A 12,587-nucleotide genomic window follows, 5' to 3' on the forward strand; every position below is an offset into this window, starting at 1 on the left:
AAAATCACGATAGCAGATTGACAAAACAGGACAACCGGTCTGTTTATAAACAGGAAGATCACCCTGTTTTGAGACATTGACCATGAACCGACCCTCCCGCCTTGCCTCGCCCGTCGTGGAACTCCGGCAATACACGCTGAAGCCCGGGCAGCGCGAAACGCTGATCGCGCTTTTCGATCGGGAGTTCGTCGAAACGCAGGAGGCGACAGGCATGACCGTCATCGGCCAGTTCCGCGACCTCGACCGCCCCGACATGTTCGTCTGGCTGCGCGGCTTCGAGGACATGGAGGGAAGGAAAGACGCGCTGAGCGCCTTCTATGGCGGGCCGGTCTGGGCCGCGCATCGCGATGCCGCCAATGCGACGATGGTCGATTCCGACGACGTGTTGCTGCTGAAACCGGCATGGCCGGGCGCGGCGTTCGACCTTTCAGACTTACAGCGACCGACAGCCGCCGGGACCGAAACCATGAGCGATCGTAGCCGTTTGCCCGGATTTGTTGAGATTTCGATTCACCATTTACAGGTGGGTACCGAGGTCGGCTTTGCCGAGCGCTTTCAGGCGGAGGCGGTTCCGCAACTTGCGGCAAACGGTGCCCGGCTGCTTGGCGCCTTCATCAGCGAGCATGCCGAAAACACGTTTCCGCGTTTGCCTGTGCGGGCCGGCGAAAATGTCTTTATCGCCATTACCGGTTTCGACGATGGCAATGCCCATGCCAGCCATCTGGCTGCCCTCGCCGCTTCGCCGGCATGGCAAGCAGGTCGCGAAACCATGCAGACCGTTTCGACGAAACCGGCAGAGACATTGCGCCTCACGCCTACGGCCCGATCGCTGTTGAGGTAGTCACCCGACCGGCACCCTGCCGGCAATGGCCTTGGCGACAAAGGCCGGGTCTTCCCAATGCGGGTTGTGGCCGCAGCCCTGTGCCCATACCAGACGCGATCCGGGGAGTGCCCGGGTCATCGCCTGCTGGTGCGCTTCGCCGAAAAGCGGATCGCACCCGCCGGCGATGATCACCGTCGGGACCTGCACGGCCCGCGCCAATGTCGTCAGATCGGTGCGGCAGACTTCGTCGAGGATGGCTCGCCAGCGCGCCACGGGAATCGCGGAAGCGTCCTTCGCGAGACCGGCGAGGAAGGCCCGCGGCACGCCCGGTCCGCAGGCGTGCCACCAGTCATAGAACGGGTCGGACGGCGAAATCGGATCCCTCAGTGCCGCGACGCCGTCGATCAGCGGGTGATCCGATCCGAAATCGGGCTTCAGCGTGCTGGCAAGGATCACCATCCCACCGACCAGTTCCGGATACTGTGCGGCCAGCGCGATCGATATCATGCCGCCCAGCGAATGCCCGACGACGATTGGTCGGTTTAGCCGCAAGTGCCGGATCAGCCCGGCAATATCGTCGGCGAAATCGGCGACGCCGTTGCCCTCGCCTGCCTGCGAGGCGCCGTGACCGCGCAGATCCGGCATGATCAGCCGGCGCCCGGAAAGATGCGGCGCCAACAACGAAAAACTGCGGCTGGTGTCAGTGAAGCCATGAACCAAGAGCAGCGGCGGCTCCGAACCGGCGATCTCGACATAGGCAAGCTCGAGACCGCCGACATCGACGATCCGCTTGCGCCCAGCCCATGCGGCCTGCTCGGCCTCATCCTCGGGCTCCGATAGCCTCACAGTCCGAGCTTTTCCTTGACCGCGGCAAGGCCAGGCTTGCCGTCGAAGGTGGTGACGCCGGCGAGCCACGCGTCGAGGCGATCCTTGTGCAAGGCGATCGACTTCAGCGCCCCATCCTCCGGCTTCATGCCGTCATTGATGAGGTAGCCCATGCCGACATTTTCCATGTCGATGTCGAAGGTGAGATTCTTGAGGAACTGCGCCACGTTCGGGCATTCCTGCAGATAGCCTTTGCGCACCTGCGTCGTCACGGTGGCGGCGCCGAAATTCGGGCCGAAGAACTTGTCGCCGCCGGTCAGGTACTTGAAATCATACATCGTGTTCATCGGGTGCGGCGCCCAGCCCTGGAAGACGATGAACTGCTTCTCCTTGATCTCGTAGCCAACTTCCGAGAGCATGCCGGCCTCGCTCGACTCGACCACCTGCCAGCCGTCGAGCTGGAACTGAGGATCGGCGATGGCGTCCATCATCAGCTGGTTGGAGCCAGGTTCAATGCCGTACATCTTCTTGCCGAACTTGTCGGCGAATTTGTGCAGATCGGACAGGTCCTTGATGCCGGCCTCCCAGACATAGGTCGGCACGGCGAAGGTGTATTTGGCGCCGACCAGATTGACCCGGACATTCTCGATCGAGCCGTCCTTCTTATAAGGCTCATAATAGGTGACCATCGCCGGATCCCAGTAGCCGAGGAACAGGTCGAGGTCTTTGTTCTTCATGCCTTCGTAGATGACGTTGATGCCGAGCACCTCGCTCTGCGGCTCGTAGCCGAGCGCCTGGAGCAGCACCTTGGCCACGCCCGTCGTGAAGGCGAGGTCGTTCCAGCCGGGCTCGGCCATGCGGACAGTTTTGCAGCTCTCCGCCTCGGCGGCCCGGGCCGCCTGGGAAGCCAACATCAGGGCCGCGACACAGACGCCATTCGCGAGCATGCGCAACATTCCGGTTCTCCTCATTTTTTGACCTTATGGTCGATTTATTGTCCCATTGGTCAATTGTTGATCTGAGCGGACGAAAATGTCAACATGGATTCGCCATGCATGGATCGGTCCAGTGAAGCTCACGCGCCTCAGCGACATTCGCCGCAAGGAGTTGCGGCAGGCAGCCTTCACCGTCCTGGAGCGCGAAGGCATCGCCGGCGCGACGCTGGAAAAGGTCGCGGCCCAGGCTGGCGCCTCGAAGGGCATCGTGCTGCATTATTTCCGCAACAAGCAGGAGCTGTTCGAGCACGCCATGCGCGAAGCCAACGCCGTGCTCTGTCATGCCGTGGTCGCCCGGCTTCAGCGGGCGCGGACGCCGATGGAGCGCTTGAATGCCGTGATCGAGGGTAATTTCGAGGAGCACCTGTTCCTGCCGCCGCTCTGCCATGCCTGGCTGTCGCTCTGCGCCGAGGTGCCGCGCGACGAGAAGCTGGCGCGCATTCAGAAGGTGATCCACGCGCGCATGCGCTCGAACCTTTTGTCGGGCCTGCGCGGCCTCGCTTCGCCCGAACTGGCCGAAGAGATCGTACTCGGCGTCACCGCTTTGATCGACGGGCTGTGGCTCAGGCTGGGCCTGCAGCCGGGCAGCGTCACGCGCGAGCAGGCCGTGTGCCAGGTCAAGGATTTCGTCGCGGGGCGGCTGTCGCTTCGCCAGCCCGCGCCCGTCGGCCTGGCCTCGGCGGGATAAAGTTCATACCCGTCGATAGCTCCCGCGCTTGACCGGCCGCGTTGCTCGGCGCTGCATTCCCGCTCCAATTGCAGGAGCATGGCGATGCGACTTCAGGGCAAGCGGGCGCTGGTCACCGGCGGGTCGGACGGCATCGGCCTGGCGATTGCCGAAGCCTTTGCCCGCGAGGGGGCCGACCTTTTGATCGTCGGACGCGATGCAGGCAAGCTCGAAACAGCGCGTCGCACAATAGCCCGGCAAAATAGGGGTGTCGCGATCGAAACGCTGTCGGCCGATCTCGCCACCAGCGCCGGCATCGATGCTGTAGGCAGCCGTGCCAAGCAATCGGACCGGCCACTGGACATCCTCGTCAACAATGCCGGCGTCGCCTATCTGGTGCCGTTCGAGACGGTGAGCGCGGAGCAGTTCCAGAATTCCTTCGCGCTCAACGTGACGGCGGCATTCTTCGTCACCCAGCGGCTGTTGCCGCATCTGAGCGCCGGCGCCTCTGTCATCAACATTTCATCCTACTTCGCCAACAAGATGATCCCGAAGCGGCCGTCGAGCCTTTATTCGCTCTCCAAGGGCGCGCTGAACTCGCTGACCAAATCGCTCGCTTTCGAGCTTGGCCCGCGCGGCATCCGCGTCAACGCCATCGCGCCCGGCACAATCGACACCGCCATGCGTCGCAGGTCGATCGTCAACCTGCCGGCCGAGGCGCATGCCGAACTCAATGCCTATGTCGAGCGCAGCTATCCGCTCGGCCGCATCGGCCGACCCTCGGATGTTGCCGGCATGGCGGTCCATCTCGCCAGCGACGAGGCCGCCTGGACCAGCGGCGGCATATTCGCGGTGGATGGCGGTTATACCGCCGGGTGAACACTGACAGGGCCGTCCCAGTCCTTGAAGCCCAGCTTTCCCACCTCATCGAGGATCTGCTCGCGGATCCAGCGATGCGGCGGCTCATCGTCGCGGCGCGCGTGCCAGTACATCCTGACTGCCGGCGAGGGAATCGAAATCGGCGCCCGGTATACGCCGAGCGGCAAGGATTTCGCGGCGACAGCAGCGAACTGCCTTGGAACCGCCGCCAGATATGGTCCGTTCGCTACGGCCAGCGCGACGGCCTGGAAGTGCGGCAGAGCGAGCGTGACGCGGCGCGTCCGGCCCATCCTGCCCAGCGCGTCGTCGGTGAAGCCCGACATCGAGCCGTCGATGGAGCGCAACGCATGCGGAAGCGCGCAAAAGAGGTCGAGCGGCACTTGCTCGCCTTCGGCGATTCCCGCCTTGCTGAGCTCGGCATTGGCTTTCGCCGCGATGACGGCGAAAGGGGAGCCGAACAGCGCCACGCTCGAGACCCACTCCGCGACCTCCAGCGGGCGCTCCAGCGCCAGGTCGATCAGATCCTCCTGCAGCAGCTTCGAGACGTCGCCGATGGCGCTATCGAGGAAACGGAACGATATGCCGGGCGCCACCGCGGCGATGCGGGCGGCAAAGGGCGGCATCAGGAGCGTGGAGAAGAAATCAGCGCCCATGAAGGTGAAGGTCCGCTCCAACCTTGCCGGATCGAAATCCGTCGCTGGCTGAAAGGCACGCTCGATCTCGCGCAGCGCCGCCCGCACTGGCCCGGCCAGGCTTTCGGCGCGCGGCGTCGGCACCATGTCGTTGCCGCGGCGCACAAAAAGCTGATCGTTCAGAGCATGGCGCAAGCGGTTGAGCGCTGCGCTCACGGCCGGCTGGCTGAGGCCGATCTGCTCGCCCGCGCGCGTCACGCTCTTCTCGCGCAGAAGCGCATCGAGCACCCTCACCAGATTAAGATCGAGCGCGTTCAAATTCATCGGATCAATTCAACCCATACGATCATTCGATTTCCATCATCCGCCCACCCCGGGTTAGGTCGCCACCGAGGCCGTTTCGACGGCACCCGAAGGGAGAGCAATCATGACAATGATCAACAGGACCATCGCAGGCAAGGAACTCCTCTGGTTCAACAACACGCTCGTCGCTATCCAGGTCTCGTCGGCCGACGGCGAGGACGGCGTATGCGTCATCGAGCATCGCCTGCCCCATGGCGACTCACCGCCGCTGCATGTGCACCGGAACGAGGACGAGGTGTTCCACATCCTCGAAGGACGCATGCGGTTTCAGATCAACGGCCATGAACGGATCGTCGGCGCAGGCGAGACCGTCATCGCGCCGAAGGGCCTACCGCATACCTTCAAGGTCGAATCCCCGGAAGGCGCGCATACGCTTACCATCACGCGCGGCTCCGATTTCGAGACCATGGTTCGCCAGGCAAGCCGGCCGGCAGCGCGGCCGGACCTGCCGCCGCCGGCGGAGCCGACGCCTGAGATGGTCGCGGCGTTGACGAGACTATGTGGAGAGAACGGCATCGACATTCTCGGACCGCCGATGGGGTGAGCAATCTCCCTCTCGAGGGGCAGATGGCCGGCAGGCCAGAGAGGTCGTCTCGATATCTTGGGAAGCGAACAGAGGTTGGCGCTTCACGCGCGGCGCCACCCCTCTGCGGCCTTCGGCGACATCTCCCCCCTTGAGGGCCCATCACGGGGAGTTTGCCGGCGCTACCTTCAAACGATTTGCATCTTCCCTGCCCGCAATCTCCGCTTGATGCCGTTTGTGCAACGCGATACGCCCTTGCCCAAATCGACAGACCGGAGACTTGCCGTGAGCCCTGAAAAGACCAGAACCGAAACCGATACGTTCGGCCCCATCGAGGTGGCGGCCGACCGATATTGGGGCGCGCAGGCGCAGCGTTCGCTGGGCAATTTCAAGATCGGCTGGGAAAAGCAGCCGGCTTCGATCGTGCGCGCGCTCGGCATCGTCAAGCGCGCCGCGGCCGAGGTAAACATGGAGATGAAGCGGCTCGACCCCGCCATCGGCAAGGCGATCGTCGAGGCGGCGCAGGAAGTCATCGACGGCAAGCTCAACGACCATTTCCCGCTGGTGGTGTGGCAGACAGGCTCCGGCACGCAATCCAACATGAACGCCAACGAGGTGATCTCCAACCGGGCGATCGAGATGCTCGGCGGCGTGATGGGCTCCAAGAAGCCGGTGCATCCCAACGACCACGTCAATATGAGCCAGTCGTCCAACGACACCTATCCGACGGCCATGCACATCGCCTGTGCCGAGCGGGTCGTGCATCACCTGATCCCTGCCCTGCATCACCTGCACAAGGCGCTCGACGCCAAGGCCCGCGCCTTCAACCACATCATCAAGATCGGCCGCACACACACGCAGGACGCCACGCCGCTGACGCTTGGTCAGGAGTTTTCCGGCTATGCCGCGCAGGTCGCCTCGTCGATCAAGCGCATCGAGCAGACGCTGCCCGGCCTGCAGGAGCTGGCGCAAGGCGGCACCGCCGTCGGCACGGGCCTTAACGCGCCGGTCGGCTTCGCGGAAAAGGTAGCGGACCGTATAGCCGCCATCACCGGCATCGCCTTCGTGACCGCGCCAAACAAGTTCGAGGCGCTCGCGGCGCACGATTCCATGGTGTTCTCGCATGGCGCGATCAACGCGGCCGCCGCGGCGCTGTTCAAAATCGCCAACGACATCCGCCTGCTCGGCTCCGGCCCGCGTTCGGGCCTGGGCGAGCTCTCGCTGCCGGAAAACGAGCCGGGCTCCTCGATCATGCCGGGCAAGGTCAATCCGACCCAGTGCGAGGCGCTGACGCAGGTTTGCGTGCAGGTGTTCGGCAACAATGCAGCACTCACCTTCGCCGGCAGCCAGGGCCATTTCGAGCTCAATGTCTATAACCCGCTGATGGCCTATAATTTCCTGCAGTCGGTGCAGTTGCTGGCCGATGCCTCCGTATCCTTCACCGACAATTGCGTGGTGGGCATCGAGGCGCGTGAGGACAACATCAAGGCCGCGCTGGAGCGCTCGCTGATGCTGGTGACGGCGCTGGCGCCCACCATCGGTTATGACAACGCCGCCAAGATCGCCAAGGCCGCGCACAAGAACGGCACGACCTTGCGCGAGGAGGCCTTGGCTACCGGTCTGGTCAGCGAAGCCGATTACGACCGGCTGGTGCGGCCGGAGGACATGACGCATCCGGGCTGAGGGCCGCTTCCTATCCAGGGTGGAGCCGACGAGACATTTTGCGGTGGGAGAATTTGCTCCCGCCGCTCATTGCCGCGGCATGGATTTCGCGCAAACCACAGACCAGTAGCACATAGCTTCTGTGAACAATGTGTCGCCACATAGGCGGCTTTTTGTGAACAGTCTCCATCGTTTATCTGACGACCATTCAACCCACTCGGAGAACCGCCATGTCCATCAACTCTTCCGTCGCCGGCACCGCGCCCAATGGTTCCGTAACGATCCTGCTCGGCCGCATCCTGCTTGCCGTCATCTTCCTGCTTTCCGGCTTCGGCAAGCTCACCGCCATTTCCGGCACCGCCGGCTATTTCGGCGCTCTCGGCCTTCCGGTGCCGACCGTCACCGCCGTTGTCGTCGGCCTGATCGAACTGCTTGGCGGCCTTGCCATCCTCCTCGGCTTCCAGACCCGCATCGCCGCCTGGGTACTCGCCATCTTCACGATCGCCACTGGCTTGGTCGCGCATACCGGCTGGGCCGACCAGATGCAGATGATCCAGTTCCTCAAGAACCTCGCCATTACCGGCGGCTTCATCCTGCTCGCCTCGTCCGGCGCCGGCGCCTATTCGATCGACGACAAGCGCGCCTGAAGTTTTTGTCTGACGCAATTCCGAACGGAAGGTTACGGCGAAGTCGCCGAACCTAAACGCTTCACACTTTTCCTGGAATTGCTTGGCCTCCCAAGCCTTGAACGCGAGCGGCGCGGAATTTTCCGCGCCGCTTTTTCGTTGCAGGCGTAGACTGCGCCGGCAGCCAGCGTCATGCGCCGGCAAGGGAGGTGCCAATGTTTCGCAACGCGTTGCTTCTGGTCTCGCGGCTCCTTCTTGCCGCGCTCTTCGTGCCGTCGGGTTTCCAGGCGCTCACCAATATCGCCGGCACGATCAATTATTTCGCCGGGCTCCGGCTGCCGCTGCCGACCTTGGCCGCCTGGGGCACCGGCCTGTTCGAACTGGTTGCCGGGCTTTTGATCCTCGTCGGCTTCCAGACGCGGATCGTGGCGCTTCTGCTTGCCGCCTTCTGCATCGTGGCCAGCTTCATCGGCCATTACGGCCAAGGCGGCGACGACGCGACGCTTGCCTTCCTGCACCAGCAAATGCTGATGAAGGACATCGCCCTTGCCGGTGGCTTCCTGGCGCTTGCCATGGCCGGCGCCGGCGCATGGTCGGCCGACGGCCGTGGCTTCGGGATCGGCGCCGAGGCGACCTGAAGCGCCCGCCCTATTTCACGGACACGCCCTATTTTACCGAGACACTTGGCCCGCCTTCGACCGCCAGCACGAGCCGGCGGTTGGTGATACGCGCAAGCTGCGCCAGCCGGCCGGCGGGGCGCTCGCCATAGAGATCGGCGAGCGAGGCCGGCAGCACCAGCGCCAGCGCGCCGTTGCCGCGGCTTTCCCATTTCAGCCGCGGCATGACGCCCGGCATTGCGGCCGTCAGCAGGTAGACGACGCGCATCATCGCGGCCAGCACGCGGGCGCGCTCGAGCAGGCGCGGCGGCGCCAGCGCCTTGATCTCGGGTGCGATGGTGTCGTTGAAGACGCCGTCATGGCGATAGGCGTTGGCCAGAGCCAGATAGGCGCGGCCGGGATGGTCGACACCGATGAAGGAGGCATGCGCGATGATGTTGAGCGACTGCCTGCCGCGATATTCTGGATGCGCGCGCCAGCCGATATCGGCGAGCAGGCAGGCTGCATGGCGGTAGCGCGCCTCGTCTTCGGTCTCGTCAATGCCGAAGGCCTTGAACGCCTTGCCGGTCCATTCGACGAGATCATGCGCATGATGCACCGAGCGCGAGCGCAACAGTGCCAGTTCCTCGGCGGCCGAAATCAGCGGATCGGATTTCTGCTCCTCGGCGTCGAGCAGCGAATAGAGAAAGCCCTCGCGCACGCCCTGCGCCGAAACGACGATCTTCGAGGGCTGCATCGCCGCCATGATCTCCTGCAGCACAACCGCGCCGTAGGGCAGCAGCGAGCGGCGGTTCTTGGAGACGCCCTCGATACCGCGCACCTTCTCGACTTCGCCCCTTGCCACCTGCTTGAGGAAAGCCTGCGCGCTGTCGGCCGAAATCTCATAGTGATGCATGACGCCAAGCGGATAGTTGGTCATCTCCATATGCAGCCTGGCTAGGTTTCGCCATGTGCCGCCGACGGCATAGAAGACCCTGCCCTGCCCGCCTTTGAGCAGCTTTGCCCGCGCCAGTTCCTGACGCGCGATCTTCTGCGCCTGAACGAGCGAGTTCTTCGCCATGTCCTGCAGGCGCAGGCCGCCGAGCGGCAGTGTAATGCCGTCGCCGATCGCCTCGCGATTGATGTCGATCAGCTCAAGGCTGCCGCCGCCAAGGTCGCCGGCGATGCCGTTCGCCGGATGGAAGCCGGAAATGACGCCGAGCGCCGAATAATAAGCTTCCTGGCGGCCGGTGAGCACGCGGATCTCGGTCTTCAGCACGTCCTCGGCGCGATGGATGAAATCGGGGCCGTTGCCAGCCTCGCGCGCCGCGGCGGTGGCCAGCACATAGATGTGCTCGGCGCCCGCCTGATCCGACAGCGCGCGGAACCGGCTGAATTCCTCCATCGAGCGCGTCACGGCCTCCGGGTCGAGCTTGCCCGTCGAAACGATACCGCGGCCGAGGCCGGCCAGCATCTTCTCGTTGAATAGAAGCGTGGGCGAGCGCGCCAGCCCCTCATAGACGACAAGACGGATCGAGTTCGATCCAATGTCGATGATCGATAGCGGCCGCCGGTCCTGAAGCCGGCCCTGGGAGACTGCAATCACGCGGCGGCGTTCTTCTTGCGGCGCTTGAACTGGGCGATGCGCTTGGGCGCATGTGACTTCAGCGCGTCGCCCCGTCCGGAGAGGCTCGGGTTGGTCATGAAATATTCCTGCGCGTTGAACGGCTCCTCGCCCTCCTCCAGCACAACGCGCCGGGAGGTGCCGTCAGCCAATACGTCGAAACTTTGCTGGTTGTCCATAATGTTGCCCAGCATGATCTGGCCAAGCACCTGCTCATGCACAGTTGGATTGGTGATGGGCACCAGGGTCTCGACGCGGCGGTCGAGATTGCGCGGCATCATGTCGGCGGACGAGATGTAGACGATCGCCTCGTCCGACGGCAGGCCGTGACCGTTGCCGAAGCAGAAGATGCGGCTGTGCTCGAGGAAACGGCCGACGATCGATTTGACCCTTATGTTCTCGGAAAGACCCGGCACCTGCGGCCTCAGGCAGCAGATGCCGCGCACGACGAGGTCGATCTCGACTCCGGCGTGACTGGCCTCGTAGAGCGCATCGATGACGATCGGATCGACCAGCGCGTTCATCTTCATCCAGATGCGGGCCGGCCGTCCCTCGCGCGCGTGAACGACTTCCTCGGCGATGTGCCTCAGGATGCGCTTGCGCAGCGTGAACGGCGACACGGCAAGGCGCATCTCCTCGGCCGGTTCGGCATAGCCGGTGATGAAGTTGAAGATCTGGGCGACATCGCGCGCGATGGTCGGATCGGTAGTGAAGAAGGACAGGTCGGTATAGATACGGGCTGTGACCGGATGATAGTTGCCGGTGCCGAGATGCACATAGTTGCGCAGCCTTCCGTCCTCGCGGCGCACGATCAACGACATCTTGGCATGGGTCTTCAGCTCCAGGAAGCCGAACACGACCTGGACGCCGGCGCGTTCGAGGTCGCGCGCCCAGCGGATGTTGGCCTCCTCGTCGAAGCGCGCCTTGAGCTCGACCAACGCCGTCACCGACTTGCCGGCCTCGGCCGCATCGATCAGCGCGCGCACGATCGGGCTATCGTTCGAGGTCCGGTAGAGCGTCTGCTTGATCGCCACCACTTCCGGATCGGCGGCGGCCTGACGCAGGAACTGCACCACCACGTCGAAGGACTCGTAGGGGTGGTGGACGATGATGTCCTTCTCGCGAATGGCGGCCAGGCAGTCGCCGCCATGTTCGCGGATGCGCTCGGGGAAGCGCGGATTGTAGGGTGTGAACTTCAGGTCGTCGCGCGGAATGGCGACGATCTCGGAAATCTGGTTGAGCGCGAGTGGGCCGGTCAGAACGCTGATGCGGCTCGCGGAGACACCGAGCTCGCCGGCGACGAAATCGCGCAATTCCGCCGGCATCAGCGTGTCGAATTCGATCCGGATCACCGAACCGCGCCGGCGCCGCTTCAGCGCCGTCTCGAACAGGCGCACGAGATCTTCCGATTCTTCCTCGACCTCGATATCGCTGTCGCGGATGATGCGGAACGTGCCCGAACCCTTGACCTCGTAGCCAGGGAAAAGCTTGCCGATATAGATGCCGACCGCTTCCTCCAGCGGGATGAAGCGGACATGGTGCTTCCGATCCGGCAGGCGGATGAAGCGCTTAAGCGCCACCGGCAGGCGCAACAGCGCGCTCATCTCCTCGCCATTCTTGCGATGGCGCAGTTGCAGCGCGATCGAGAAGCCCAGATTGGGAATGAACGGGAACGGATGCGCCGGGTCGATCGACAGCGGCGTCAGCACCGGGAAAACCTGTTCCTGGAAATGCTCTTCCAGCCAAGCCTTCTCGTCCTTGGTGAGGGCATCGCGGGTGATGCTTTCGATGCCTTCCTTGTTGAGCAAGGTCATCAGCGCCGAGAGGCTCTTCTGCTGGTCCTCCTGCAGGCGCTCGACCTCGCGCAGCAATTGCTCGAGCTGCTGCTCGGGGGTGCGGCCGTCCGGGCTCTTCAGCGCGATGCCCTCACGCACCTGGCCGGCGAGACCGGCGACGCGCACCATGAAGAACTCGTCGAGATTGGCGGCGGAGATCGACAGGAAGCGGACGCGTTCGAGCAGCGGATGATGCTCGTTCAGCGATTCCTCCAGCACGCGGCGGTTGAATTGCAGCCAGGAGAATTCACGGTTGACGAAACGGTCGGGATTGCCGTCCGGGCTTGCCGCCTCGACAGTGATGAACTCGCTCTGCACCGGCTTCAGTTCGTTCATGTTTTCCGCTCTTGCCTGCAACCGTCCCTGCGCGCCGCATACTGCCGTTCGACGACGCTTTAGCACTTCTTTGTGACGCATGATCGTCACGGAATCGCTCCGCGCCCGGCCCCATGCGCTTAACCGGCTCAACTTATCCTCTGACAGGCTTTTGCGACAGTTTGATTTCATCGATCTTGCAAACTGGCCTGTTATGCTCCA

12 protein-coding genes are annotated in these 12,587 nt (G+C 63.7%); 7 read left to right on the forward strand and 5 right to left on the reverse strand.

What is annotated here, in order from left to right; genetic code table 11:
- Window positions 1-82: 82 nt before the first annotated feature.
- Window positions 83-841, forward strand: coding sequence for an NIPSNAP family protein (locus tag P9273_RS20970; protein WP_278050653.1), 759 nt, complete (start codon window positions 83-85; stop codon window positions 839-841).
- Here P9273_RS20970 and P9273_RS20975 read toward each other — a convergent pair whose 3' ends face one another.
- Window positions 842-1,669 (reverse strand): alpha/beta fold hydrolase, encoded by an 828-nt coding sequence (locus P9273_RS20975; protein WP_278050599.1) that lies wholly within the window; start codon window positions 1,667-1,669, stop codon window positions 842-844. It abuts the gene before it with no gap.
- Window positions 1,666-2,604, reverse strand: coding sequence for a choline ABC transporter substrate-binding protein (gene choX / locus P9273_RS20980; RefSeq protein ID WP_278050600.1), 939 nt, complete (start codon window positions 2,602-2,604; stop codon window positions 1,666-1,668). Before choX ends, P9273_RS20975 begins: the two co-directional genes overlap by 4 nt.
- A gap of 76 nt (window positions 2,605-2,680) precedes the next feature.
- Here choX and betI point away from each other — a divergent pair, with 76 nt between their 5' ends.
- Window positions 2,681-3,331 (forward strand): choline-binding transcriptional repressor BetI, encoded by a 651-nt coding sequence (gene betI, locus P9273_RS20985; protein ID WP_278050601.1) that lies wholly within the window; start codon window positions 2,681-2,683, stop codon window positions 3,329-3,331.
- Window positions 3,332-3,415: 84 nt separating this feature from the next.
- Window positions 3,416-4,189, forward strand: a complete 774-nt coding sequence (locus P9273_RS20990; RefSeq protein ID WP_278050602.1) for an SDR family NAD(P)-dependent oxidoreductase — start codon at window positions 3,416-3,418, stop codon at window positions 4,187-4,189.
- Here the strand turns inward: P9273_RS20990 and P9273_RS20995 are convergent.
- A complete protein-coding gene (locus P9273_RS20995; RefSeq protein WP_278050603.1) occupies window positions 4,174-5,145 on the reverse strand; it encodes a LysR family transcriptional regulator in 972 nt (323 codons plus the stop codon). The two genes, P9273_RS20990 and P9273_RS20995, sit on opposite strands and share 16 nt — an antisense overlap.
- A gap of 103 nt (window positions 5,146-5,248) precedes the next feature.
- Here P9273_RS20995 and P9273_RS21000 point away from each other — a divergent pair, with 103 nt between their 5' ends.
- From P9273_RS21000 to P9273_RS21015, 4 genes are all read left to right on the forward strand, one after another.
- Window positions 5,249-5,728, forward strand: a complete 480-nt coding sequence (locus P9273_RS21000; RefSeq protein WP_278050604.1) for a cupin domain-containing protein — start codon at window positions 5,249-5,251, stop codon at window positions 5,726-5,728.
- A 264-nt stretch (window positions 5,729-5,992) separates the two neighbouring features.
- On the forward strand, window positions 5,993-7,390 hold the full coding sequence (fumC, locus tag P9273_RS21005) for a class II fumarate hydratase (RefSeq protein WP_278050605.1): 1,398 nt from the start codon (window positions 5,993-5,995) through the stop codon (window positions 7,388-7,390).
- A 209-nt stretch (window positions 7,391-7,599) separates the two neighbouring features.
- On the forward strand, window positions 7,600-8,016 hold the full coding sequence (locus tag P9273_RS21010) for a DoxX family protein (RefSeq protein ID WP_278050606.1): 417 nt from the start codon (window positions 7,600-7,602) through the stop codon (window positions 8,014-8,016).
- Between the two features lie 194 nt (window positions 8,017-8,210).
- Entirely contained in the window at window positions 8,211-8,633 is a 423-nt protein-coding gene (locus P9273_RS21015; RefSeq protein WP_278050607.1) for a DoxX family protein, read from the forward strand.
- Between the two features lie 28 nt (window positions 8,634-8,661).
- On the opposite strand, the gene ppx is transcribed toward P9273_RS21015, so the two are convergent.
- Window positions 8,662-10,197 carry an exopolyphosphatase gene (gene ppx / locus P9273_RS21020; protein WP_278050608.1) on the reverse strand — a complete coding sequence of 512 codons (1,536 nt, stop codon included), beginning with the start codon at window positions 10,195-10,197 and terminating at the stop codon, window positions 8,662-8,664.
- Window positions 10,194-12,386, reverse strand: coding sequence for an RNA degradosome polyphosphate kinase (locus P9273_RS21025; protein WP_278050609.1), 2,193 nt, complete (start codon window positions 12,384-12,386; stop codon window positions 10,194-10,196). Before P9273_RS21025 ends, ppx begins: the two co-directional genes overlap by 4 nt.
- Window positions 12,387-12,587: the final 201 nt, after the last annotated feature.

Source organism: Mesorhizobium sp. WSM4935 (assembly GCF_029625735.1).
GTDB lineage: Bacteria > Pseudomonadota > Alphaproteobacteria > Rhizobiales > Rhizobiaceae > Mesorhizobium.